General features: G+C 27.7%; 27 protein-coding genes and 1 pseudogene. 16 read left to right on the forward strand and 12 right to left on the reverse strand.

The window, feature by feature from the left end; all coding sequences use genetic code 4:
• Positions 1 to 196: 196 nt before the first annotated feature.
• From ACOBWH_RS01220 to ACOBWH_RS01245, 6 genes are all read left to right on the forward strand, one after another.
• Positions 197 to 475 carry a hypothetical protein gene (locus ACOBWH_RS01220; RefSeq protein ID WP_424526726.1) on the forward strand — a complete coding sequence of 93 codons (279 nt, stop codon included), beginning with the start codon at positions 197 to 199 and terminating at the stop codon, positions 473 to 475.
• 100 nt (positions 476 to 575) lie between these two features.
• The gene (gene uvrB / locus ACOBWH_RS01225) at positions 576 to 2,540 is read left to right on the forward strand and encodes an excinuclease ABC subunit UvrB (protein WP_424526727.1); all 1,965 of its coding nucleotides are present in this window, start codon (positions 576 to 578) and stop codon (positions 2,538 to 2,540) included.
• A 39-nt stretch (positions 2,541 to 2,579) separates the two neighbouring features.
• On the forward strand, positions 2,580 to 3,503 hold the full coding sequence (hprK, locus tag ACOBWH_RS01230; RefSeq protein WP_424526728.1) for an HPr(Ser) kinase/phosphatase: 924 nt from the start codon (positions 2,580 to 2,582) through the stop codon (positions 3,501 to 3,503).
• 18 nt (positions 3,504 to 3,521) lie between these two features.
• Entirely contained in the window at positions 3,522 to 4,727 is a 1,206-nt protein-coding gene (locus tag ACOBWH_RS01235) for a prolipoprotein diacylglyceryl transferase (RefSeq protein WP_070406379.1), read from the forward strand.
• On the forward strand, positions 4,711 to 5,652 hold the full coding sequence (gene trxB / locus ACOBWH_RS01240; RefSeq protein ID WP_424526729.1) for a thioredoxin-disulfide reductase: 942 nt from the start codon (positions 4,711 to 4,713) through the stop codon (positions 5,650 to 5,652). The genes ACOBWH_RS01235 and trxB overlap by 17 nt, the downstream gene beginning before the upstream one ends.
• Before the next feature lie 65 nt (positions 5,653 to 5,717).
• The gene (locus tag ACOBWH_RS01245; protein ID WP_424526730.1) at positions 5,718 to 6,953 is read left to right on the forward strand and encodes a phosphoglycerate kinase; all 1,236 of its coding nucleotides are present in this window, start codon (positions 5,718 to 5,720) and stop codon (positions 6,951 to 6,953) included.
• A 34-nt stretch (positions 6,954 to 6,987) separates the two neighbouring features.
• On the opposite strand, the gene ACOBWH_RS01250 is transcribed toward ACOBWH_RS01245, so the two are convergent.
• From ACOBWH_RS01250 to argF, 3 genes are all read right to left on the reverse strand, one after another.
• Positions 6,988 to 7,650 carry an agmatine deiminase family protein gene (locus ACOBWH_RS01250; protein WP_424526731.1) on the reverse strand — a complete coding sequence of 221 codons (663 nt, stop codon included), beginning with the start codon at positions 7,648 to 7,650 and terminating at the stop codon, positions 6,988 to 6,990.
• A 65-nt stretch (positions 7,651 to 7,715) separates the two neighbouring features.
• A protein-coding gene (locus ACOBWH_RS01255) for an IS3 family transposase (RefSeq protein ID WP_424526732.1) occupies positions 7,716 to 8,824 on the reverse strand; the annotation gives its coding sequence in 2 pieces (ribosomal slippage) (positions 7,716 to 8,584 and positions 8,584 to 8,824; 1,110 coding nt in all).
• A gap of 340 nt (positions 8,825 to 9,164) precedes the next feature.
• Positions 9,165 to 10,232 carry an ornithine carbamoyltransferase gene (argF, locus tag ACOBWH_RS01260; RefSeq protein WP_424526733.1) on the reverse strand — a complete coding sequence of 356 codons (1,068 nt, stop codon included), beginning with the start codon at positions 10,230 to 10,232 and terminating at the stop codon, positions 9,165 to 9,167.
• Between the two features lie 259 nt (positions 10,233 to 10,491).
• On the opposite strand from argF, the gene ACOBWH_RS01265 reads away from it, so the two are divergent.
• The 4 genes from ACOBWH_RS01265 (at position 10,492) to ACOBWH_RS01280 (ending at position 15,915) form a co-directional block, all read left to right on the forward strand.
• Positions 10,492 to 10,959 (forward strand): Lrp/AsnC family transcriptional regulator, encoded by a 468-nt coding sequence (locus ACOBWH_RS01265; protein WP_424526734.1) that lies wholly within the window; start codon positions 10,492 to 10,494, stop codon positions 10,957 to 10,959.
• A 102-nt stretch (positions 10,960 to 11,061) separates the two neighbouring features.
• Positions 11,062 to 13,449, forward strand: a complete 2,388-nt coding sequence (secA, locus tag ACOBWH_RS01270; RefSeq protein ID WP_424526735.1) for a preprotein translocase subunit SecA — start codon at positions 11,062 to 11,064, stop codon at positions 13,447 to 13,449.
• A gap of 69 nt (positions 13,450 to 13,518) precedes the next feature.
• A complete protein-coding gene (gene whiA / locus ACOBWH_RS01275; RefSeq protein WP_424526736.1) occupies positions 13,519 to 14,454 on the forward strand; it encodes a DNA-binding protein WhiA in 936 nt (311 codons plus the stop codon).
• Between the two features lie 81 nt (positions 14,455 to 14,535).
• The gene (locus ACOBWH_RS01280) at positions 14,536 to 15,915 is read left to right on the forward strand and encodes an APC family permease (protein WP_424526737.1); all 1,380 of its coding nucleotides are present in this window, start codon (positions 14,536 to 14,538) and stop codon (positions 15,913 to 15,915) included.
• 21 nt (positions 15,916 to 15,936) lie between these two features.
• Here the strand turns inward: ACOBWH_RS01280 and ACOBWH_RS01285 are convergent, their stop codons facing one another.
• Complete coding sequence (locus ACOBWH_RS01285; protein ID WP_424526738.1) at positions 15,937 to 16,293, reverse strand: rhodanese-like domain-containing protein; 357 nt, start codon at positions 16,291 to 16,293, stop codon at positions 15,937 to 15,939.
• A 111-nt stretch (positions 16,294 to 16,404) separates the two neighbouring features.
• On the opposite strand from ACOBWH_RS01285, the gene tpiA reads away from it, so the two are divergent.
• From tpiA to ACOBWH_RS01310, 5 genes are all read left to right on the forward strand, one after another.
• The gene (gene tpiA / locus ACOBWH_RS01290; RefSeq protein WP_424526739.1) at positions 16,405 to 17,142 is read left to right on the forward strand and encodes a triose-phosphate isomerase; all 738 of its coding nucleotides are present in this window, start codon (positions 16,405 to 16,407) and stop codon (positions 17,140 to 17,142) included.
• 453 nt (positions 17,143 to 17,595) lie between these two features.
• Positions 17,596 to 17,859: a hypothetical protein gene (locus ACOBWH_RS01295; protein ID WP_424526740.1), complete on the forward strand. Its 264-nt coding sequence runs from the start codon at positions 17,596 to 17,598 to the stop codon at positions 17,857 to 17,859.
• Entirely contained in the window at positions 17,853 to 18,059 is a 207-nt protein-coding gene (locus ACOBWH_RS01300) for a hypothetical protein (RefSeq protein ID WP_424526741.1), read from the forward strand. The genes ACOBWH_RS01295 and ACOBWH_RS01300 overlap by 7 nt, the downstream gene beginning before the upstream one ends.
• A gap of 39 nt (positions 18,060 to 18,098) precedes the next feature.
• Entirely contained in the window at positions 18,099 to 18,371 is a 273-nt protein-coding gene (locus ACOBWH_RS01305; protein WP_424526742.1) for a lipoprotein, read from the forward strand.
• The gene (locus tag ACOBWH_RS01310; protein ID WP_424526743.1) at positions 18,358 to 19,305 is read left to right on the forward strand and encodes a hypothetical protein; all 948 of its coding nucleotides are present in this window, start codon (positions 18,358 to 18,360) and stop codon (positions 19,303 to 19,305) included. The genes ACOBWH_RS01305 and ACOBWH_RS01310 overlap by 14 nt, the downstream gene beginning before the upstream one ends.
• Positions 19,306 to 19,439: 134 nt before the next feature.
• Here ACOBWH_RS01310 and ACOBWH_RS01315 read toward each other — a convergent pair whose 3' ends face one another.
• Together ACOBWH_RS01315 and ACOBWH_RS01320 are read right to left on the reverse strand one after the other, a co-directional pair.
• Positions 19,440 to 19,967 carry a putative mucin/carbohydrate-binding domain-containing protein gene (locus ACOBWH_RS01315; protein WP_424526744.1) on the reverse strand — a complete coding sequence of 176 codons (528 nt, stop codon included), beginning with the start codon at positions 19,965 to 19,967 and terminating at the stop codon, positions 19,440 to 19,442.
• 382 nt (positions 19,968 to 20,349) lie between these two features.
• A complete protein-coding gene (locus tag ACOBWH_RS01320) occupies positions 20,350 to 20,928 on the reverse strand; it encodes a UPF0236 family transposase-like protein (protein ID WP_424527365.1) in 579 nt (192 codons plus the stop codon).
• 119 nt (positions 20,929 to 21,047) lie between these two features.
• Here ACOBWH_RS01320 and ACOBWH_RS01325 point away from each other — a divergent pair, with 119 nt between their 5' ends.
• On the forward strand, positions 21,048 to 21,494 hold the full coding sequence (locus ACOBWH_RS01325) for a lipoprotein (RefSeq protein WP_424526745.1): 447 nt from the start codon (positions 21,048 to 21,050) through the stop codon (positions 21,492 to 21,494).
• Positions 21,495 to 21,516: 22 nt separating this feature from the next.
• On the opposite strand, the pseudogene ACOBWH_RS01330 reads toward ACOBWH_RS01325, so the two are convergent.
• The 6 genes and pseudogenes from ACOBWH_RS01330 to ACOBWH_RS01355 all read right to left on the reverse strand — a co-directional run bounded on the left by ACOBWH_RS01330 (position 21,517) and on the right by ACOBWH_RS01355 (position 25,721).
• Positions 21,517 to 23,597, reverse strand: a pseudogene (locus ACOBWH_RS01330) (spiroplasma phage ORF1-like family protein).
• Positions 23,597 to 23,866 (reverse strand): hypothetical protein, encoded by a 270-nt coding sequence (locus tag ACOBWH_RS01335; RefSeq protein ID WP_004027877.1) that lies wholly within the window; start codon positions 23,864 to 23,866, stop codon positions 23,597 to 23,599. The pseudogene ACOBWH_RS01330 and the gene ACOBWH_RS01335 overlap by 1 nt, the downstream one beginning before the upstream one ends.
• 11 nt (positions 23,867 to 23,877) lie before the next feature.
• Complete coding sequence (locus ACOBWH_RS01340; RefSeq protein ID WP_424525843.1) at positions 23,878 to 24,114, reverse strand: hypothetical protein; 237 nt, start codon at positions 24,112 to 24,114, stop codon at positions 23,878 to 23,880.
• Positions 24,114 to 24,512 carry a hypothetical protein gene (locus tag ACOBWH_RS01345; protein ID WP_424526746.1) on the reverse strand — a complete coding sequence of 133 codons (399 nt, stop codon included), beginning with the start codon at positions 24,510 to 24,512 and terminating at the stop codon, positions 24,114 to 24,116. The genes ACOBWH_RS01340 and ACOBWH_RS01345 overlap by 1 nt, the downstream gene beginning before the upstream one ends.
• On the reverse strand, positions 24,505 to 25,518 hold the full coding sequence (locus ACOBWH_RS01350) for a hypothetical protein (protein WP_424526747.1): 1,014 nt from the start codon (positions 25,516 to 25,518) through the stop codon (positions 24,505 to 24,507). Before ACOBWH_RS01350 ends, ACOBWH_RS01345 begins: the two co-directional genes overlap by 8 nt.
• Positions 25,518 to 25,721: a DUF2649 family protein gene (locus ACOBWH_RS01355; protein ID WP_424526748.1), complete on the reverse strand. Its 204-nt coding sequence runs from the start codon at positions 25,719 to 25,721 to the stop codon at positions 25,518 to 25,520. Before ACOBWH_RS01355 ends, ACOBWH_RS01350 begins: the two co-directional genes overlap by 1 nt.
• Positions 25,722 to 25,864 lie beyond the last annotated feature (143 nt).

A 25,864-nucleotide genomic window follows, 5' to 3' on the forward strand; every position in this document is an offset into this window, starting at 1 on the left:
CTGATGATATAAAAGCATTGGCAGTAAAACCATATAAAGTTATCACGTCAGCAAAGAGTGGAGCTACAACAGTTTATAAAAATTAGAAATTATAATTGGAGTTTTAAATAAGCCAGTTGTTAACTTAGACTTAACAAAATTTTTAAATAAAATTCCAGCACCGTCGTTTTTAAATAGTAATTATAAAGAAGACGACTTGGAAACAGCAGTTAAGGCAGCTGTTTTAAAATGAATGCCACGCGAATATCGTAATGGTGTTACTTTAGATACAACAATTGATGTACGACCAGCTGGTGGGAGTGCTGGTGGTAATTTAGTTGAAGGAAAATATACAGTAACAATTACCCCAAGTGGTGGTAAAGTTACAGGAACTTATAAAATGAATATTCAAGTTATGAAATTTACAACTAATGAAACAATTGATATTTATTGAGCAGGATTTGATATTCCGGTTGCTAATATTACGAATGGATAAAAAGTAAAATTAATTTTACTTTTTTTATTTTTAAAATATTTAAAGCGAAGATTGATATAATTAAAACAGAACAGAAAAGCGGTATAAGGGGAGTGTCACGATGTTTAAATTAACAGCTAATTATTTACCTGCGGGTGATCAACCATTAGCAATTGAACAATTAACAACAAATTTATTTGCAAATAAAAAACATCAAGTTTTATTAGGAGCAACTGGGACTGGAAAAACTTTTACGATGGCAAATGTTATTGAAAATTATCAAAAGCCAACATTAGTAATGGCTCACAACAAGACATTGGCAATGCAATTATATGTTGAGTTAAAAGAAATGTTTTCGGAAAACCGAGTGGAATATTTTGTTTCAAACTTTGACTTTTATCAACCAGAAGCATATGTGCCCAGCAAAGATTTATATATTGATAAGGATGCACGACAAAATATGGAATTAGATATGATGCGTTTGAGTGCTTTTAATGCTTTGACGACGCGTAAAGATGTGATTGTTGTTGCTTCGGTTGCCGCAATTTATGGAGCACAAGATCCTGATGAATATAAAAAATCTTTTTTTCAAGTTGATCGAAACCAAAAAATTAGTAAAAAAGATTTAGCAAATTTTTTAGTATCATCAGGATATGTTCGCAATGATATTGAATTAGTTCCAGGGAGTTTTAGTGCAAAAGGAGATGTTATTAAAATTGTTCCAGGATGAAATATTAAAACTTTTATTCGCATTGATTTATTTGGTGATGAGATTGAAGACTTGGCGTATATTGATGGGTTAACTGGAGATGTGACACAGCGGTTATCAACCTTAACAATTTTCCCAGCACAAGATTATATTACTTCACCAGAACGGTTAGAAGAAGCAATCAAACGGATTGAAGCAGAATTAAAAGTTCGTTTAGTAGAATTAGAACAGGAAGGAAAACTTATTGAGACCCAACGATTAAAACAACGAACAGAATATGATTTGGATTCATTACGAGAAAGTGGCCTTTGTTCTGGGATTGAAAATTATTCACGACATTTAGATTTACGAAATGAGGGAGAAGCTCCATATACTTTAATTGATTTTTTTGGTGATGATTTTTTAACAATTATTGATGAATCCCATATGTCATTACCACAAATTCGGGCAATGTATAATACTGATCGCAGTCGGAAAGAAACATTGGTTAATTTTGGATTTCGGTTAAAGAGTGCACTAGATAATCGCCCGTTAAATTTTGATGAATTTAATCAAAAATTAAAGAATGTTATTTATGTTTCAGCAACACCAGGTGATTATGAATTAGAATTAGTTGATCAAAAAGTAGTTGAACAAATTATTCGTCCAACTGGTTTATTAGATCCAACTGTTGAGGTCAAAGGGACGGTTGGTCAAATTGATGATATTATTGCACAAATTAAAAGTCGTCGTGAAAAAAATGAACGGGTGTTTATTACAACTTTAACAATTCGGATGTCAGAAGATTTAACAAGTTATTTACAAGAACAAAATGTTAAAGTTGCTTATTTACATAGTGAATTAAAAACATTAGAGCGAAGTCAAATTTTATTAGACTTACGGAAAGGTGTTTATGATTGTATCGTTGGGGTTAACTTGATTCGGGAAGGAATTGATATTCCAGAAGTATCACTAATTTGTATTTTAGATGCTGATAAACAAGGTTTCTTACGTAATGAACGTAGTTTAATTCAGACAATAGGACGAGCAGCACGGAATGCTAGTGGGCATGTTATTTTATATGCGGATAATGTTTCTGATGCAATGACAAAAGCAATGGCGGAAACAACACGTCGTCGTCAAATTCAAGAAGAGTATAATCGAAAATATCATATTACTCCAACAACAATTATTAAAAGTATTCGTGATTATACCAACATTAAACGCCATGATGATAAGTTACAAAAAATTAAAAATAAAAAATCAAAAGAATATAAAACAGCAAAAGAAGCATTACTACACGATTTACGAAAAAAAATGTATGAAGCAAGTAAAAAACTTGACTTTGAACGAGCAGCGGAATTACGCGATATTATCATTGAAATTGAAGCAGAATAAGAAATTGTGATAGTATTAAACTACGAGGAGGAACTTAGGGTGAAAAAGTTTATTGTAAAAGATATTGTTGATAGATTTGAGTATAAAATTTTAGCAGGAGCAAAGGGACTTAACCGTGAGGTTAAAGTTTATGGTCTTAGTCGCCCGGGCTTAGAATTAGCAGGATTTGACTTTGAAAAAAATAATATTAATCGTCGAGTAGTCTTATTATCGAATAAAGAACAATTATTTGTTAATACATTAAGTGATGCGGTAAAAAAAGAACGTTATGAATATATTTTGAACGAAAACATTCCAATGATTATTTTAACGGAAAAATTTACTGATAAATTATTATTAACAATTGCGGAAAAACATAATTGCCCAGTTGTTTTAGCAAAAAATATTACCACAAGTCGTTTGTATCAAGTTGTACTAGAATTTTTTGATGAGCACTTTGCTCCAATAATAGAAGAACATGCGTCATTAATTAATATTTTTGGAAAAGGAATTTTATTAAAAGGGAAATCTGGGATTGGAAAGTCGGAAATGACATTAGAGTTAGTTAAAAAAAACCATTTGTTTGTTGGTGATGATCGTATTATTATTCAACAACGAAACAATAAATTATATGGGCAATCACATGAAATGTTAAAAAATTTAATTGAGGTTCGTGGATTAGGAATTTTAGATTTAAGTAAAATTTATGGTTTACAAGTTTTATTAGACGAAACGGCAATTGATTTAGTAATTGAATTAATTCACTTAGAGGATGAACAATATAAATCAATTGACCGTCTTGGTTCAGAATATAAATATATTAAAATTTTGGATACGCAAGTTCCAATTGTAACGATTCCTGTTACGTATGGACGAAATGTTAGTGAATTAGTTGAAACAGCTGTTTCAAAATTAAAACTAGAAGCAGCAGGAATTTCTTCGATGAAAACATTACAAGATCGTTTTAAGAAATATTCAAAATAGAAAAAGGAGTAGGGGCTTGTGAATTTAGCAACATGAATTGCCCATGATACGTATGGGAATTGATTTCGACCATATTGATTTTTAATTTTTTGTGGTTTTGCAATTACAATTATTTTGTCGTGAGTTAATTTTCGTAAGCGTCATATTCCAACGCAAGGATTATATTTAGGAATCTTTGTTATTTCACCAATTGCTTTATTAGGAGCTAGTTTTTTTGGAAAATATGATGTCAAAAATCCAATTTTCTTTTTTACTTTGTTTGCGTTTTGGCAACCAGGAATGAGTATTCATGGAGGTTTAATTTTTGGTTTAATTACAGGTTGAGTTTGATTTGGGTTTGAATCACGAAAACACAATATTTCAATTTGAGTTTATGCTGATTTAATTGTTCCAAATATTTTATTGGCGCAGGCAATTGGTCGGTGAGGTAATTTTTTTAATCATGAGTTATTGGGGGCCGCTGTTGCACGAGAGCAGTTAATGTGACTGCCAAGTTTTATTCGGGATAATTTGTTTAAATGATATGTTCCTAATCCAATTCCAAATAATTTTCATCCAACTGATGCGGTTGGAATTGGTGGTGGTCGTGTTAATCCAACTGATTTTAATAATGTACAATATTTTCAACCGATTTTTTTATATGAATCATTTGCTAATGTTTTATTATGAATTTTAATTGTGTTTGCATTACCGTTAATATTTCGTTATAGTTATTATTGACGGTTCAAGAAAGAAGAACCTGATTTTACGAAATTATCGTGAAAAGGGATTTGAGCAAAATGATATTATGATATTAAACCCGATCCAATGATAGTAAATAATCTATCACAGGAAGAAAATTTAAAAAAAATCTATTTTAAGAATAAGTATAAGATGACAAAAAAACAAGTAATAAAAACTAATTTTAAATATCAAGGGGCACGCCTTAAACAAATTTTAAAGGCTGATGGACGGAAGTTAGAAAAGGTAGAAAATCCACATCGATTAAAAATTTTACGTTGTGGGGTTCAAACAGGAATGTATATTGCTGGTTATAATATTATTCGGATAGTTTTAGAAACACAACGTGATGATCATGATTTATTTATTAAAAATATGCGTGTCCTTGATTATGTTATTCTTAGTTTAATGATTGGGATTGGCCTAATTTTAATATTGTTTGCACAGTGAATAGCTGTTATGAAATGAAGAAAAGGCGGATGATTGTATGAAAAACAATACTAATGAAATATATGATATGTTAATCATTGGCGCAGGACCAGGGGGTATAACTGCAGCAATTTATGGAGCCCGAGCAATGGCTAAAATTGCAATGATTGAAAAAGGGGCCCCCGGAGGAAAAGTAACAAAAACCAGTGAAATTGAGAACTATCCTGGGTTTGATAGTATTCAAGGTCCAGATTTGGCATTAAAAATGTTTGAACAAACCCAAAAACTAAACATTCCTTACTTAGCGGAACGAGTAACAAATATTACTAAAAAAGATAATTTATTTGAATTAGATTTATTATCGGGAGGTAAATTATTTGCTAAAGTAGTAATTGTGGCAACAGGAACTGTTGAACGAAAATTGGGAATTCCTGGAGAATTAGAGTTAAATAGTCGTGGTGTTTCATACTGTGCTGTTTGTGATGGAGCATTATACAAAGGAAAAGATGTCGTTGTTGTTGGTGGTGGTTATGCTGCAATTGAAGAAGCAATGTATTTAGCGCGGTTTGTTAATAAAGTTTATTTAGTTCATCGTCGTGATCAATTTCGTGCAGACATTAACATTGTTAATAAAGCAAAAGCTAATCCTAAAATTAATTTTATTGTTGATAGCATTGTAACAAAAATTAAAGATATTGATGCAAATCGTGTAACAGCAATTGTTGTAAAAAATGTTAAAACTGATGAAATAAGAGAGTTAGAAATTAGTGCAGTCTTTCCATATATTGGAGCAATTCCAATTAGTGATTTTGCAAAAAATTTAGATGTGTTAGATGAAAATGGTTACTTTATTGTGGATAATAAATGTTTAACAAAAGTACCAGGATTATATGCGGCTGGTGATGTTACAAATACCACATTACGGCAAATTGCGACGGCTGTTAGTGATGGAGCAAAAGCAGCTCAATTTGCTTTAGAATATCTTGATAATTGCTATTAAAAGGAAGAATTTACGATAAGATATATATTAGATAAAGCAAAAAAGAAAGCGAGGAAGTACTTATTATGAATAAAAAAGAATTAAAAGATGTAGAAGTTAATGGGAAAAAAGTTTTAGTTAGGGTTGATTTTAATGTGCCAATGAAAGATGGCCAAGTAACGGATGATAATCGAATTACAGCCGCATTACCAACAATTAAATATTTATTAGAGCATGATGCAAAAGTTATTTTATTTTCACATTTAGGAAAAGTAAAAACAACAGATGATTTAAAAAAACGTGATATGGCTCCTGTTGCGAAAGTTTTAGAACAAAAATTAGGACAGCCAGTTAAATTTGTTAATGCTTTTGAAGGAAAAGAATTGGAAACAGCAATCAATGAAATGCAAGCACAAGATGTTATTTTATTTCAAAATACAAGATTTGCTGACATTCTTGATAAAGATGGTCAAATTAATGTTGATGATAATGGCAATGCAAAAGCAAAACGAGAAAGTAAAAATGATGCAGCATTAGGAAAATATTGAGCAAGTCTAGGTGATGTTTTTGTTAATGATGCTTTTGGAACAGTACATCGTGCTCACGCTTCAAATGTTGGAATTGCCTTAAATATTAGTGAATCGTGTTTAGGATTTTTAGTTGAAAAAGAAGTAAAGATGTTATCACAAGGAGTTGATAATCCAGTTAGACCATTTGTTGCAATTATTGGTGGTGCAAAAGTTTCGGATAAAATTGGGGTAATTGAACATTTATTGACAAAAGCAGATAAGATTTTAATTGGTGGAGGAATGGCATATACTTTTTTTGCCGCACAAGGTCATAATATCGGGAATTCATTGTTAGAAGCTGATAAAATTGATATTGCAAAAGAATTTTTGGCAAAAGCTAATGGGAAAATTATTTTACCAATTGATGCTTTAGAAGCGCCAGAATTTGCTGATGTTCTAGCAAAAGTTACTAATGGTGTTGAAATTGATAACGGGTATATGGGCTTAGATATTGGACCAAAAACAATTGAATTGTTTAAAAAAGAGTTGGCTGGTGCTAAGACAGTCGCTTGAAATGGACCAATGGGAGTGTTTGAGTTTAATAACTATAGTATTGGGACAAAAGTGATTTGTGCTGCAATTGCTGAATTAAACGATGCCTTTACTTTAATTGGTGGGGGTGACTCAGCTGCTGCTGCAATTCAATTAGGGTATAAAGACAAATTTACTCATATTTCAACTGGTGGTGGAGCAAGTTTAGAATATATGGAAGGTAAACTATTACCGGGAATTGAAGCTGTTCAAAATAAATAACATAAAAAACGACAGTATTGTCGTTTTTTATTTTTTAAATTTGTTGTTGTGTAATACAGTGAATGTTTCCACCACCTAATAAAATTTCATAAGCATAAATTGGTTCAATCTTATAGTGAGGAAAAGCAGCACCAATAATATCTATTGCTTGCTGATCTGTTGCCAAATTAAAAATTGGTAAAATGATTGCTCCATTTGCAATATAGAAGTTAACATAACTACCAGCCAAGCGGGTATTTTCTAATCGTGTTTTAACATGTTCTTTGTCAATAATGTCACTGGTGTCTTCGTTTGTTGTATACATTGGTGTTGGAATTGGTAATTTAATTACTTTAATTTTACGATCCCTTGCATCGGTTGTTGCTTCTAGAAATTTAAGGGCAGCACGACTACGTTCATATTGGGGATCATTTTGATCATCAGTTCAGGCTAAGAGAACAGTCCCTGGTTTAACAACACATAACATATTGTCAACATGACCACTTGTTTCATCATTAAAGATTCCATAAGGTAATCAAATCACTTTTTTAACATTTAAGTATTGTTTTAAAGCTACCTCAATTTCTATTTTTGATAAATGTGGATTACGATTAGGATTTAATAAACATTCTTTAGTAGTATATAAAGTTCCTTCGCCATCAACATGAATACTACCTCCTTCTAAAACAAATGAAGTACGGTAACGATCAATTTTCAAATAAGAAGATACTTCAGCGGCAATTTTATCATCATTTGGAATGGCAACACTTTTTAGGACACTTTTTATGTAGACTTCTGATTTCTAAATTCAACTGGAGTTAAGTAATTCAAACTACCATGAATTCGAATATTGTTGTATCAATTAATGAAATTAAATAGTTCCAACTTTAATTGTTCTAAATTTTTAAATTTTCGACCATTAATAAATTTAGTTTTAAAAGCTTTATAGGTTGTTTCAGCTACTGCGTTATCGTAAGGGCAACCTTTTGCACTTAATGATCTTTTAATATTAAATGTTAATAAAATTTCTTCAATAATTTTATTTTTAAATTCATTACCACGATCTGTATGAAACAACCTAATTTGATTTAGTGGTCATGTTATTTTATAAAATGCCTGCTGAACTAGTTCAGCAGTTTTATTTGTTCCAGCGCTATAGCCAATTACTTCACGGTTAAATAAATCAATTAGTAAGCAAATATAATGTCATTTTGAACCAACTTGAACATAGGTTAAATCGCTCACAATAACTTCATTTTGTCTTTTATTACTAAACTCACGATTTAGAATATTACTAATTTGATCATTATTTACAGGAGATTTATGATTGCGATATTTTAATTTAGTATATTTTGATACTAAATTATTTATTGCCATAATTCTTCTAATTTTTTGTCGAGATAAAATAATGTTCTTTCTTGCTAAAATAATTTTAATTTTTCTAGCACCATAAACTTTATAGCTTTCTTTAAATGCACTGATAACTTCATTTTCATAAATATTAATTTCAGTTTTAGTGATCTTATTAATTTGATAATAATACTTTGATTTTGCTATTTTTAATATTTGACACATTTTCCTCACTGAATATTTGTCTTTATTGTTAGTAATTAATATTACTTTTTGCCTATTATCAGTGCTGCTTGCTTTAAAATATCATTTTCCATTTCTAGTTGCTTATTTCGTTTTCTTAGTTCAATTAACTCATTTTCTTCTGGTGTTCTGTTATCTTTTGCTTTAAAAGAACCAGAATTCTCAATTTTTTTTACTCATTGATAAAGAACTGCCTTTGAAATTTTATATTCGTTAACAATTTCAATATTACTTTTACCATTTTTATATAACATTACGATTTGTTTCTTGAATTCATCGGTGTACTGGTTTTTTGCCATTTTTATATTCCTGCTTTCCTAATAATTTTAGCTTATTTTTTACAGTCTACATAAATATGGTCCAAGTTATTGTAACCTATCCACAGTTTGTTCGTGCAGCTCATTTTTGCCCAAATGCTTTTTTACTCAAACATACATTCCGCCTTCAGCACCAAAGGTTGAACTTAATTCAGCACTAATAAAACCATAGGGAAGAAAATAAAAGATTGCTAATAAAAATCAATAAATAATTGATGATCATCCAATTTTAGCAGCGGCAGCAAATGAGTCAAGAACAAAAATGCGCTAAAAGTAAAAAGGATAATATCAGTTATTTTTAATTTTTTTGTTTTCATAAGGATTATTCTTGATGATTAAAAGTATAACGTTGTTTTCATGGGCGTTGGATATCATCTAATCAACTAGTGATGTCACCAGCATGATAAGCTTTTGTAGCTGTTGTGGCAATATCAAGGCATGGATAGATAAAATAAACTAATAAGGCAAGCTGAGCTGTTAAACGGTTTTCAGCTTGTTGGAACACAATTGATTGGTTTCCATCGATAACTTCATCCATAACCTCAATATTTTGTGAAGCTGGCAAACAGTGCATAAATCTTGCTTGTGGTCCCGCTTTTGCCATTAAGGCATTAGTAATTTGATAAGTTGGTTTAAAGGCTTTTACGTGTTCATTTGCTTCATCTTCTTGGTCAACTCATCATCATAAATCGGTATAAATAATATTGGCATCTTTAACATAATTTAAGTCTTCGGTGATTAAAACACTGCCACCATTGTTTTCCTTAATGTTTGCTTTGGCAATATCAATTCATGCTGCTGGTGATTGGTATTTTTTAGGGGCAATATGGACAAAGTTCATCCCCATTTTTGTAGTAATGTGCATTAACGAACTACAAACATTAGTTTGATCACCAATAAAAACAATTTTTAATTTGCTAAAGTCATTATTTAAATATAGTATTGGATCAGTATGTTCAAGGATGGTAAATAAATCACATAAAGCTTGCGTTGGATGATTGGAATCACTTAAACTATTAAAAACGGGTACATCAGCGTTTTTAGCAATTGCTTCCACTGTTTCATGTTTTCAGGCGCGGATTAAAATTCCATCGGTCATGTGTAATAAAGCTTTAATTATATCATAAAGGGACTCTTTTTGACCAAGATGAATTTCGTCGGGTTTTAAATATTGAGCATGCCCCCCTAATAATGTCATTGCTGCTTCAAAAGAAACTTTTGTTCTTGTTGAAGGTTCTTCAAAAATCATTGCTAATGTTTTATTTTGTAATAAGGGCGGAATTGCTCCATTATAACGCGCAGTTTTTAGTTTTTTCATTAGCGTTAATAAATCTAAGATTTCATTTTTACTAAAATCTTGGGTATCAATAAAATGTCGTAATTGATTCATTGTAATTCTCCTTTCTTTGTTTTTATTATATTTTTCTAATAATATTTTACAAATTAAAATTCCAATTACTTTGTAATTAATTAGGCAAAAAATGGATTTTTTTCGGAAATAAGTTAAGATTAAGGCATAAAAAAGGACATCAAAGGATTTTAATCAGTAGCATTAATATTTTAATTATAAAATAATAGTTAAAATAAGGACCTATTAGAATGAAATCAGGTTATTTTGTTTTTTTTAATTTAAATTGAGAGGTAATAGTATGATTAGATTGGATGAAATAGATCGGGATATTATTGGTCAGTTACAAAAAGATAGTCGCATTTCAGTGCGTAAAATTAGTAAAACAATTAATATCTCTGAAAAAATAATTCGAATGCGAATTAATAAGTTAATGACGCAAAACATTGTTAAACCTGTTTGCATTGTCAACCTAAATGCTTTCGGTTATGTTAATTTTGTTGATATTTTTTTTAAAATTAATCAGGATGTTGATATTAAAGTTTTACAAGAATGATTACATAATAAAGTTTATGTTTCATATTTATCACGTCATTGGCATGACCAAGATTTTGCAATTCAATGTTGGTTTCAATCAGGAAAAGAAATAATTAATTTTATTAGTGAATTAGAGAGTTATCCTGGTATTTTAGATGTTAAGTATCATCTAATTAGTGAGATTTTATGAGACTCGTATTCATGAAAACCAGAGGATAAAAATTATCGCTAAAAAAACAATTGTTAACATTGTGTAATAATTATGCGAACATTATTTTTTATGATAAAATAAAAATAATTGTTTATAATTGTGTAGAATAGAGGAGATAGTTACATGGCAGTTAGCGATCGTAATATTGTAAAAAAACATGGAAAAATAGCAGATAAAATCATAGCCTTAGATGGAACAATGCAAGCATTGTCTGATGAAGCATTAAAAGCAAAAACAGCTGAATTTAAAGAGAGATTAGCGCAGGGTGCAACATTAGATGATATTTTAATTGAGGCTTTTGCGGTGGCACGAGAAGCAGCACGCCGTATTTTAGGTTTGTATGCTTATCGTGTCCAATTAATTGGAGGAATTGTTCTACATGAGGGTGATGTTGCTGAAATGAAAACCGGAGAAGGAAAAACCTTAACTGCGTTAATGCCAACATATTTAAATGGTTTAACTGGAAAAGGAGTTCATATTGTTACTGTTAATGAATATTTGTCAAAACGGGATTCAGAGATTAATGGTCAAGTGTTTTTATTTTTAGGTTTAACAGTTGGGTTAAACACTCGTAGTGGAAATAAAGACGAAAAAAGAGCAGCATATAGTTGTGATATTACTTATACAACTAACGCTGAATTAGGATTTGACTATTTACGTGATAATATGGTTAAAAACTTTAGTGATAAAGTACAACACGGGTTAAACTATGCTATTATTGATGAAGCTGATTCAATTTTAATTGATGAATCAAGAACACCATTAATTATTTCGGGAGGTCGCCAAAATCGAATTCCACAATATCAAGCAGCCGATCATTTTGCAAAATCATTGTCACGAGAAAATGATCTTGAAATTGATTTAGAAACAAAACAAGTTTATTTAACTCCAGAAGGAATTTTAAAAGCAGAAAAGATTTTCTCAATTAATTCATTATTTGACATTAAAAATACTGAATTATATCATTTAATTTTAAATGCTTTGAAGGCTAATTTTGTTTTTAAAAACGGAATTGAATATGTTGTTCAAAACAATGAAATTATTCTAATTGACCAGTTTACCGGACGATTAATGCCGGGGCGTGCATATAGCGATGGTTTACAACAATCATTACAAGCAAAAGAACATGTTGAAATTGAACAAGAAACAGTAACGATGGCAACTATTACTTATCAAAACTTTTTCCGTTTATATAATAAATTAAGTGGAATGACCGGAACGGCAAAAACAGAAGAAGAAGAGTTTGTAAAAATTTATAATATGCGAGTAATTCAAATTCCAACTAATCGTCCATTAATTCGTCGTGATGAAGCAGACTATATGTTCGCTAATCGTGATGCAAAAATGCAAGCAATGATGAAAGAAATTTTGACTTTGCATGAAAAAGGACAACCAATTCTAATTGGGACAACTTCGGTTGAATCATCAGAAATTGTTTCTCATTATTTACGCAATGCTAATTTAAAGTTTGAAATGTTAAATGCTAAGAACCATGAACGCGAAGCGGATATTATTGCGCAAGCGGGAGAAAAAAAGGCCATTACCTTAGCAACGAATATGGCAGGACGGGGAACTGACATTAAATTAGGGGAAGGAGTTACTAACCTTGGCGGTTTAGCTGTTTTTGGGGTTGAAAGAAATGAAGCGCGTCGGATTGATAATCAGTTACGTGGGCGTTCAGGACGACAAGGAGATCCTGGATTTTCACGTTTCTATGTCGCAATGGATGATGAGTTAATGATGCGTTTTGGTGGTGATCGATTACGTCGCATTTTTGCAAGACTAGGGTCAGATTTTATTAAATCACGAATGTTAACAAGAGCAATTTCAAATGCGCAAAAAAAAGTTGAAGGGATGAATTTTGATCAACGAAAACATATTTTAGATTATGATAATGTTTTAGCACAACATCGTGAAGCAATGTATGCTCGTCGTGATCAAATTTTAACTGCTTCTGATTTAAAACCAATTATTAAAAAGATGCAATATTCAGCAGCATATGATTTAACAAAAATGTTTGGAAATGAATCACATGGTGAATGATTTATTCGTTATGATGAGTTAATTAAAGGGGTCAACGATAAAGTTGTTGCAAATAATGCATTAGATAAAACAGTAATGGAAAAAATGACCCGCGAAGAAGTTGCAAAATATCTTGCAGAAAAAATGAATGTCTTTTATCAAGCACGGACAGAGGATGTTCCTGCTGATGTGATGAATCAGATTGAACGGAATGCAATTATTTCTTCTTTTGATGAATATTGAACAAAGCATATTGACCAAGCAAGTAAATTACGAAGTGGGATTTATTTACGTAGTTATGCGCAAACTAATCCGCTTCATGCGTATGTTGAAGAAGCAGCAAAATTGTTTGAACATATGCAATTATCAATTGCTCATGAAGTTGTTATTAAATTAGCAAATGTTGTAATCCGAAAAGTTGAGGATGGGAGCGTTGAACCAATGCAAGATTCTGAACAAGAAGTTCGTGAATTTAAACAAAAAGGTTAATTGTCTAAACCACTATGCCAAGCTAGTGGTTTTTTCTGTACTATTAAATTAGATAAAAGAGGGATTAAAATGAGTTTCGCGCTAGAAGTTAAAGAGGAAATTATTAAAAAAGAATTTGACCCAGTTTGTCAAAAAGCTTTTTTATGTGGTTTTGTTAAATATAATATGACATTAAATATTAGCAACCATTATTTTAATTTTGAAGTTAGTTCAATTAGTAACGCAATTATTCGTACAATTTATTCCTTTCTTAAAAATTTATATCAAGTTGAAATTGACATTATTATTATGCAGACAACAAAATTAAAAAAAAATAAAACGTTTATTTTACGAATTAAAGAACGTGCCGCAGAAATTCTAAAAAACTTAAATATTTTTGATGCTGATACCAACCAAAAAATTATTACAATTCCTGCTGATTGAAATGAACGCCAGCAACGTGCTTACATTGCGGGAATTTTTGTGGCGTGTGGTAGTGTTAATTCACCTGAAACAAGCAACTATCACTTAGAAGTGCAGTTTATTGATGAGGTTTCAGCACAAACTTTTCGCAGATTATTACACAAATTTCATTTTCCTTTTAAGATAGTTACCCGCCACGATAAATATGTCTGCTATCTTAAAAGATCAATTTTAGTTTCTGATTTTCTAAAATTAATTGATGCAATTAATAGTGTTTTAGCATTTGAAAATACGCGCATTTCGCGGGACATGGTAAACAGTATTAATCGGTTAAATAACATTGAAATTTCAAACCAGCAAAAAGCAATGAAAGCTGGAGAGGAACAAGTTATTATGATTAATTATTTGTTAGAACATAATTTATTTGATGAATTAAATGATAATACAAGAAAAGTTGCGTTTTTACGGATTGTCTATCCGGATGCATCATTGCAAGATCTTTCACTATTATTGGAGAGTGAGCATAATTTAGAAATTTCAAAATCAGGAGTTAATCATCTTTTCCGCGAAATTAAGAAAAAATATTACGAAAATCAAAAGTAAGCTATGTTATAATTTATTTATATTTTTTTATAAGATATGTTTATTAAAGGTTATTTATTTGAAAAAATGGAGGAAAAAATTATGGGAAAAACGAAAAAACATGTTAAGTTCTTTGAATTTTTAACTGTTTTTTCAACGGCTGTTGGAATTACAATCGGAATTGGGATTTATTTAAAAAATGATACTTCTGAGGGCCACGTTTTATATTTCACCCAAAATCCATATTTAGCAATTGCATTATGAATTTTAGTTGGTATTTTAGGAATTGCGATGATTATGGTTTTTATTGAAATTGCTTCTATTAACACAAAGAGCGGGAATGGAACATTAGCATCATGAGCCAATGTTTTAATTGGCCGTAAGGTTGGAAGTTTATTTTCAATTTTTTTTATTTTTTTTTATTTTCCAATTTTATTAGGAATTTTCCCAATTTTTAGTATTAACGCAATGTTTGATGCGTTAGAAATTGAGAGTATTACAAAGGGAACCCAAAACGCAATTGCAATTAGTGTGGGTAGTATTCTTTTAATCTTGTTTTACTTATTAAATATTTTTTTACGAAATGTTGGAAAATGAGTACAGACCATTGGAACTTTTGTTAAATTTATTCCACTATTGGTAAGTTTAATTATTGGATTCATTATTCCAATGAATGGAAATGTGTTTGATAGTTTTAAAGAATTAAAATTTGGGAATTTCTTTATGGGCCTTTTACCCGTGTTATTTTCTTTTGATGGATTTATTTATGCCGCAGGATTACAAAAAGAAGTTTCTAACAAAAATGTTGTGCCAAAAGCACTATTTGTTGCGATGGTTTTTATTACAGTTTTTTATTTAATTCAAGTTATTTCGTTATTCTTAGGGACAAACGATGGAAGTGTTTTTAGTTTATTTAATAATATTATTGGTGGACCAATTGCACGTGTTTTGACCTGATTTATTGTTATTACCGCACTAATGAGTATTAATGGTTTAACATTTGTTTCACCAGCATTAGGCCAAACTGTTCAAGATGAACGTCTTGTTTATATTGGCAAAAAAGAATTAAGTTATCACCAAATTGGCCTAATTCAAATGGCAATTACGGTTAGTTTTAATTTAATCATTATGGGAACTAGTTTAGGAATTAAAGATGACCCACTTTATTTATTAGATATATCTTCCAATGCAGTTAGTTTTGTTGCTTTTATTTGCTATATTAGTTTAATTGTTGCTGTATGAGTAAATCATTATACAAAACGGGTTGAAGTAACGAAAGTAAAAGGAATGTATTACTATGCTGGCTTTGCTATCTTCTTGTTGCTCGTTTCAATTTGTTACATTATTTATAGTTTTGTTGCTTTTAAAAGTAATCATAATACTTTATATAGCTTAGCAATTATTATTGGAGGAAGTTTAATTTTATGAGGAATTAATGAATTGTTATTAAACAAAACAAATCCCCAGTTCCATACCAAATAAAAACCCCAGTGATGAATAAAATTAATCAATAGGGTTATAAGTTAAGATTTTATCAAGTTTATCGGTCTGGTGAACTTTTTTTCAGCCCCCCATAAGAATGTAAACTTTAGAATTATGTTTTTTTAATAATTGATATAAATCAAGATGGGAATGGCCAGCACTTGAAATAAAAAGAATTTTTTTATCTTTAATAACTTTTTTTGAATAAATTAGACGAAATAAATGATGAGGGATATTAATGCTATTGGTAATATGACTTTCCAATCATTCTTCTTTTGGTCGAACATCGATAATTAACCATTTTTCAGAATCATTAATTTTTGGTAATTTTTTAATTGATTTTGTATTGTATTTCATTTGAAATGCTGAAAAAAACATTTTTTCACCTCTTTGTGATATATTATAACATTAAGAAACTTATTATTTTACTACGAAATCTGTAAAATTTAAGTATATAATTAAAATGTTATATAGAAACGAGGGAAGAAAATGCGAAAGCCAATTATTATTGGAAATTGAAAAATGCATAAAACAAGTAGTGAAACAATTGAATTTTTAAATCAAGTTAATCCTGTTTGTGGTAATTTAACAGTAGAAGCGGGAATAGCAGTACCATATGTTAATTTAGTTGTTGCACAGCAACATGCTAATAATTTGATTATTGCGGCACAAAACTGTCATTATGAAGATTTTGGGGCTTTTACCGGTGAAATTTCAGTTGATATGTTAGAAGATCTAAAAATAACACATGTTATTATTGGTCATTCTGAGCGTCGTGAAATGTTTAATGAAACTGATGAGACTGTTAATTTAAAAGCAAAAAAATTATTAGCAAAGGGGATGGTGCCAGTTATTTGCTGTGGTGAAACATTAGACCAATATGAAAATAATGAAACGCAACAAGTTGTTGAAAATCAAATTACAAAAGCATTCCAAGGAATTGATTTGGAAGATGCAAAAACAGTTGTCATTGCTTATGAACCAATTTGAGCAATTGGAACTGGAAAAACAGCAACCGCCGAAATTGCTCAAAAAGTTTGTGCTATAATTCGTGCTAAAATTGCTGCGCTTTATGATGAAGTGGTAGCAAATATAATTCGAATTCAATATGGTGGTAGTGTTAAACCAGATAATATTAAAGAATTATTAGCACAACCCGATATTGATGGTGCTTTAGTTGGCGGTGCTAGTTTAGAACCACAGACTTTTTTAGGATTAGTAAAATAATTATTAATAAGAAATGATGAATAATTTTTATCATTTTTTAAATATTGTAAATTAAAATAAAAAAGTTATATTTTTAAAATATAACTTTTTTATTTTGAAAAAACTAATTAGATCTTAACTATTTTAGCTATAATTTAAATTTACTAAAATTATAGTTTTTTAAAAATAGGAATAAGTTTGAGAAATTAAACAATTTTTCAAACTTTTTTTGTATAATAGAAAAAATATCACTTTTGAGAAAGGTAATTTGGTAAAAGATGGTAAATTATGTTAAAAAATTGTGTTTAATATTTTTTAAAATTTTTATTGGCTTATTTATTTTTATTTGCCATTTTATATAATACTTATCCAATTCATAAATTAACATTTATTCTTTTAATTTTAGATTCAGTTTATTTAATTAGTGTTACTATTATTCTTATTAATTGTTGTGTTCTTTTAAATAATTTTTATATGAATAAGAAGTACCAATCTTATTTACAATTATCAGAGTTAAAAGTTATTTTTGCCAAAAAGTATTACTTTGTAATATTATGGCTTGTTAACTTTATCTATTTTACCTATAACATTATTATTAATTTTCAAGTTTATTGATTATTTGATCATTTGGGGTCTATTTATCAAGAACTTTATTTTAAATTAATAATTTTATATTGTGCTGTTTATTTATTAGCTAGTATTTCTGCGATTCTTAACTTAATTTTTTTAAAATGTTAATTATTAATAATAGTTTTATTTTAGCAATGTTATTAGAAGAGTATAAAATATTAAAGTTTTTTAATATTTATTTACTTTTAATGTTATTCTTATTAATTGGTGATAAAAAGCAATTTATTGAACATGAGTTCTCGTATAATTTCCAAAAAACAGAATTATTAAATGAATTTAAAAAGGGGAAATTTCCGCCCCTTGGTTAATAATATTTTTTATTATTCAAATTCAAGGAGGAAAAAGAAATGAAAAAATTACTGACCATTTTAGGCAGTATTACTTTAATTGGGAATGCAAGTTTATTTCCAGTTAGCTGCACAAATAAAATTAGTAAAGAAAATATTAATGATAATGTTCCCAGAGAACTTAAGACAATAAAAACAATCCCAACAATTTTTGGAATAAAAGAGGCTTTAAAAGAATATGATAAGAACATTAATGTTCACAAATTTGATGTTGATATTTTACCCGGAATGCAAAGTGCTGTCATTCATTATTTACCGAATGAAAAAAATTAGATTATTTAACAAAAAAATTAATTTAGAATGAGTAACGAATGATTTGACAAAGATTTTAATAGTAATATCATTGACATATAGCTCAAAAGATATGCTGGTGTATGATGAAAATTTAGTTTTAAAATCAATTAATTTATTAAATGGAACTGCTCTTACTCTTAATGATGTTGATGTTTCAGTAAAACCAGATGGGCATTCTGCAATAATTACTGCCAAGCAAGGAAAAGACTTTACTGGGGAAGTTAATATCATAAATGAAAATCTAATGTTTGATCAGTTAATTAAAGAAACTGAATTGGGAACAATTACAATTAATAAAGAAGTTTATAAGATTTTTAGGGAAAATGAACAACATGAACAGTGAAAACCTATGGTTTTGGCAGCAACAATTATGGAATATATTGGTGATCGTAACCGTGCCTTCTCAATTTATCAAAAAGCCTTTGCTACAATTTTACTTAAAGCAAAATATAAAGGTGAATTATTTGAAAGTGAAGGAACTTTTTCTTTAATTTATGACAAAAATAATATTGTTAGTCCATCTTCATTTAAAGTTCATTTTAAATTTATTGTTGGTGAAAATAAATATTATTTAAATGTAAATAATGAAAAAATAGAAATGGGGGATGTTACAGATCCAAACCCTGTAATAAAAATAAAAATTAATTACACACTTTTGCAAAATGATAATTTTAATCTTATTAGAAAAAAAGTGGTTATTAAAACTTTAGGACAAGAATTTATTAATAAATATAGTGATCTTTTATATGATGAAATTAATATTATTACTGCTGATTATAGTAAAGGAATTATAACTTTGGTTCCTAAAGCGGGATCACGATTATTTGAGATTAGTGATTCAGCAGCAAGAGTAATGACAAAGAAAGCAAATTATATAGTATCTACTCAATTTGAAATTGATTCTAATAATTAAAATGTGTTGTAATAATGATAAAGTTAATATTATTTTTATAAAAGATAATTTTATGTTATGAAAACCCTAGTATGACCAATATTTATTTTAATTAAAAAAGGGAAGATTATTATTAATTTTTCCCTTTTTTATTTTTATTTTTTTTCAACTAAATTATCATTTTTAATGATATATGTTTTTCTGCCATTTAATGGTTGATATTTGTCATTATTAAAAATTCGAACACGATTTCCTTCGGCGGGAATAATGGAAATTTGATAATTTTCATCATATTTAATCCCATCGGTTAAATCATATTTTCTAATAATTTCAGCGAAATTTTGGTTACCAGTAATAACAATATTTTTTATTAACTCACCAACACTATTTTTTATTTTAATAGTATAGTACATTTCTTGGTTAAAGCGATAATGAATTTCTTCAGCATTACCATAAAATTTAATTAATTTATTTTGTGAATGTAAACCGAGAATTCCTTTATATTCATCATCTATTCCTTGAAATACTATTGTATTATTTAATTTGTTTAATTTAAACAAATATCTTTGAACATTTGGAATTTTATTTTTTTGTGCAATTTGCAACTCAACAGCAACAAATAAATTATTTTTATTTTTTAAAAATGAATTTAATGATGAATTATAATCAACAGCTACTGTCACTTTTTCATCTGTAGTTAAGTCAGGCAGTGTAAAAATTTTTTTAATTTCACTAATTGTTTTAAATTCATCACCAAAATTTATTGTTACATTTTTTGTAACAATTTCTTTGGTAGATGTTATTTTTTTATTGGTATAATTTTTTGCACAATTGGATGTTCTCTAGTTGATGCATCAATGATATTAGTTCAAATTGGTTTTGTTAACTGTTGATATTTATTAAGGGAGTGTTGCATATAAACGGGTATTATTTAATTTATTTAAAAACAAGAAACTTTTTTCTTTTATAAAAACATAATAACACAAAAAATAAAAATACAAAAAATAATTTCATATTTTAACATACTAAAAAATAGTTTAAAAACTAAAATTAAATTATTTTAAATTAACTAAAATTAAATCTCATAATTTTTAAATCCAAAATATTTTTAAATGTTGAAAATGAAAATGTTTTATTCCCATATCCCAAACAAGATTTTACAACTCTTGAAACATCACTTTCAGCAGATACGCCAATATTTCACTCTTTATTTTGATTTAAAATACCATTTTTTAAATTAATAAAATATTTTAATTTAATTCTTTCATTCTGTAATGATTTTAAAAAAGTTATAAATTCGTCGTATTTTCCTTGTAAAAATAATTCTTTTGCGTATAAATAATTTTTAAAGGATTCTTTACTACGATTACCACAATATATATTATTCTTTAATTCTCTTATTGTATGAAATCTATCAAATATAAACATACCATCTAAAATTTTAGCAGTTTTTTTAATCCATTTAGCACTATCCCCACCAATAATTAATTTAATATTTTCATAATTTTTAAAAAACTTCTGAATTTGTTTTTTAATAAAGAACGCATTAAATTCTGCACCCCGAGTTTTCTTATTAAGAAAAAAATAACAATATTTATTATTTAAAGATTTATTATTTTCTTTTCCAGTATTAAATGAAATTATTCTAACAGTGTTATTAAATTAAAATTATTAGTTAATATATTTCATAAATTTACACCTACTTTAAAAAAGGTATAGTATAATTAAAAAAATTATAACATTTCACAAAAAGGAATAAATATATGAAAAAATGACTTAGCATTTTAGGAACAATCGGATTAACAGCAACAAGTACAACCACATTAATTAGTTGTCAAAAACCAAATAACAATGAAAACGGGGGTAATAAACCAGAACCTAATAATCCACAACAACCACCAGAAAATAGTAATTGAAAATTAATTGATAGAAATAGTTTTGATAATGAGTTTAATAGAGAAAATAATAAATCATATTTATTTCTTAATTTATTTGATGTAGGTAGATATGGTATATATTTAGCAAAAAATAATGGTAATATATCACAAAGAAAAAATAATATTTGATATTTAGAAACATATAATCCAAAAGATTTTGTAATGTTTAACACTGCAAATATAAAATCGCTTTATCGTTGAGATGGAAACAGTGAACTACAAAAACCAACAATTAACAAAACTACTGGTGAAATAACAGATTGAAAAAAATAAAAGGACTAACAAAAGTCCTTTTTTATATTAATCTTACAAATTTCATAAATATAATTAATAGGAATATATTTGTTATTGTGTTATATAATGCTGGACTAAATTTTCACACCTCAAATGTTTGACTAAAAAAACTATATATTGTTTGAAAAATTTTACCAACCCCACTTGCTAATTCATTTACTTGTTTTACCCCAGGAATATTATTGACAATTCAAATTGCAGCATTTCTGATATGACACGCTAAATTATATCAACTACAACTTTCATATTGTGCTTGTCATCACTGTCCATCAGGAAATAATCCACCATTATTTATTTCTTGTCAATTATAAATTCCAAAATTAAAATCATAATAACGATAGATATCATTTTCTTTTTGTGCTTGTAATTCAAAAACATTATAACCAATTTTTTGTTCTTCAATTTTCTTATATTTTAAACCATATTTTTCTTTTAAAGCACCTTCAAAAATATAACCCTCATTTTGATTAATATTATAATTATTTGCAACTGAAAAATCATAATTAAATACATTACCATAATTTGTATTATAAAATCGATTTTTAAATGCTGAATATAATTTAATATTCAACTGATTATATTTATCTGAAAAATAAAAATAACGCGGATAAATTTTAAAACCATTGTTCGCTAATAAACTATATTTTTTTATTATATCCTTGTACATAAGTATTATTTTCTAAATCAAAAATCGTTCGTAAATAATCTTTATAAAAATTTTGAGAAACTGTAAACATACTATTTAATAATCTTTCAAATTGATTTTTATTAGTATTTTTTTTCATCAATTAAAACCGTATCATATTGTAAATTATCAATATACCCACTTTCAATAAAATTACTACGATTTTGAAATACAGGCACCAAAGCATGTGCAAAAAATGCTTTTAAAAACTTATTAATATCAATTTGACCTTTCATCCATTCAAAAACCTTTTTACCAGTATTAGGAGTACTACTTTGATTATAATTATAACCATTTCAATATTGTTTAAGATGTGTTAATTCTAAACTACCTGCAACAATATTTTTATGTTCATCAATCGTTAAAATCATCCGATAAATTGATTTTTTAGTTAAAATAGTACCAGTACTAGACTTATCCAAATTATTAATAATTTCAAAATCAAAAATTATTCTTTCACTACCTAAATTTGGATCATCATAGTTTGGATTTCCACCTTGTTGAACTCTAATATTTTCTTGAATAATAATATCTAAATACTTATTTAAAAAATCTTTAACTTTATTTTGATTTTCAACACTTCAATCTGTTATTTCACTAGTAGTTTTGTTAATTGTTGGTTTTTGTAGTTCACTGTTTCCATCTCAACGATAAAGCGATTTTATATTTGCAGTGTTAAACATTACAAAATCTTTTGGATTATATGTTTCTAAATATCAAATATTATTTTTTCTTTGTGATATATTACCATTATTTTTTGCTAAATATATACCATATCTACCTACATCAAATAAATTAAGAAATAAATATGATTTATTATTTTCTCTATTAAACTCATTATCAAAACTATTTCTATCAATTAATTTTCAATTATTTTCAATTAAATTAACGGATTGTAAATCATTTATATTTGTTTTTAATTTATTTAACATTTGTGTTAAATTATATTTATTTGTAAAAGAATAAATAAAATTTGTTAATTCTTTTAAAAATTGTTTTTTGTCAACATTATAAAACTTATCAATGTTATACTGTTTAATATAAGTATCTCAATTTTTATATAAGTCCATAAAATCATTACTAGGTTTATCAAATGAAATTCCCGTTGAATAACTATCCTTTAAAAAATCTAAATATCATTTATTATTATAAGTTAATGATCGTGATGTTTTTAAAGTAGGGTTAATAAAGTAATTTGTTTCTGACCAATTTTCAAAGAAACTACTGCGTAAAAACATCGTATTAATAAAATCAGTTTCATTGATACCGATTGCTTGTTGCTTAACAGTATAATTTTGCTGATTTAAAGGTTTGAATGCTGTTAAAGTAATAAAAGGAATAATTAACCCTAAAATCCCTAAAATAGATATGGCAAATAAAGATAATGACTTACGCATTATTCTTTACCACCTTTAACTATATCTTTATTAATTTTTTTCTTAATTCATAATATTAAATCAATAATTCCCGCAGCAGTTAAAATTCAAAAAATTATATATCCGATACACATAATTGAAGAAACTGAACCAAATTTACTCAAAAATAATTGAAATTCTTTAATATCAATATAAAGAAAAGGTACAAACATTCCCAAACTAATTACCAAAAAATATAATAATATTTTTCATCATTTTTCTTTTAAAAACTTTAAAATTTTACTTTTCATAAATTCAACTCCTAACTATACAATGTTTTTGAAACAATAAACCCAACAATATATAAACTTGATATTGTTAACATTAATGGATGACTAAACAAAATTGCCATTTTACCAAACAACGAAAGCAAAAAAGTATCTGAGTTATATAAATCCATAATAATATTTTTTGCTGATGTTAATTGATTTATAATGACTGTAATAAATCCTGTTCCAAAAATAGCGATTGCCGCCACCAATAAAACTAATTTAATCATTATTTATTCACTCTCCGATATCCTTGTTCTCTTGTTTTTGCTTGTTTTACTAAATTTGATAATTGTTGTTTTTTACGATTAATTTTAAACTGTTTACGATCTTTAATATGTTTTTGCATACCTTGTTTAGTATCTGAAACTCCACGAGCAGTTGCAGAATAAATATTTGATACACCTGTTTGTACTGTTGAACCTAATTCGTTGTATTGAGTTCTTGTACCGTGAATTGCATAAATAGATAACTTAACAACCATAAAAAAGATAATAAAATAAGCAATTGTCGTATTTGTCATTGGTAATTTTGTATTTCAAATAACATCAAAAATAAACAAAAATACATCAAAAATAAAACTAAAAATCTTATCTCAATTACTACTTTCTGATAATAAATTAATCATCTTTACCACTTCCTTTTTCTTTTTTAGGTTTTAAATTCTTTTTTAAAATATCAATATCAAACAATTCTAAACGCTCTTTAACACTCAATTTAGTAATTTCTGATCAGTAATATTCTTTATAATTAACTATTTCATCATTTTTTAAATCACGAACAAACTTTAATCATTGACTATCATATTTCTGTGCAAATTCTAACAGAATAATTATTTTAAAAAACCGAATTCCTGACCCAACATCCGACTTATGTTTTGCTCGTTTACCTTCTGCTGTTCGTTCTACTGATTTTGTTTTTCAAATTTCATAATCAGTAATATCTTGAAAAATACCAATTCGCATAATAAAGAAACGATTAAAAAAATTAAATCCTTTTTTAGCAATCGGTTTTTTCAGTGAAATTGGAATAATAATACCACTTGCTAATTGGCGAATATTATTTCAAATCATACCCTCACGCTGAGCTGTAAACAAAGCACGATTACCAAAATGTCTTGCTAAAACAATTCACGGAATTTTACCACTGTGAACTTTTTTCTCATCATGGGGACTAGTTCCATCAATATATAAATAACTTTCATCAAATAAGATAACACTATCATCAGAGAGAACCGGTTTTGTTCTATCTGTAAAATCTAAATTTTTAAATGTTAAAACTTTAACTTTATCATCTTCTAACGAATAATTACTATAAATCTTATCTGTTAATAGTTTCATAGTTTGTGATAAATAAGTTAAAAGTAATGTTTTTCCCGTTCCTAATTTACCAATAATTACCGATAACGGATTATCTCAAACAAAATTTACTAACCGAAAAGCATTTAACTGATAAAATATGTTTTTTCAAACTCATCATACAAAATAAACACATTGCAAAGCAAACAATAATCAGAATACTAAACCAGTATAATTTAATGAAATTATTCAAAGCAATAAATCAATTAAACTAAACAAACTCATTGAACCGCTAATATAACAATAATTTTTTAAGAAAAATATAAACTTTTTCATTACTTAAAATACCCAACTATTTTAAAAATCATTCATAACAAAAACCAAGTTAAAAACAAAATAACAATTCAAACACCAACTATCAGAGTTAAATATTCATTTTGAGTCAAAGACCAAGTTGTAATACTTTCAACATTTATTTTATCTATAAACAAAAATATATGAATAAAAAACTCTTTTAATTTTTCTCAATCATTTTGCATTTTTAAAAACTCCACATTTTTTGAATAAGTTTAAAAAATATCCCAAAAAAATAAAACGATAAATAATACAAACGATATAACATATAAAAATTCAGGGGCATTTGAACCAATAATATAACTAACAAATTGAACTCAATAGTCAT

The organism is Spiroplasma endosymbiont of Glossina fuscipes fuscipes, assembly GCF_049669535.1.
In the GTDB taxonomy this organism is placed as follows: Bacteria; Bacillota_I; Bacilli_A; order Mycoplasmatales; family Mycoplasmataceae; genus Spiroplasma.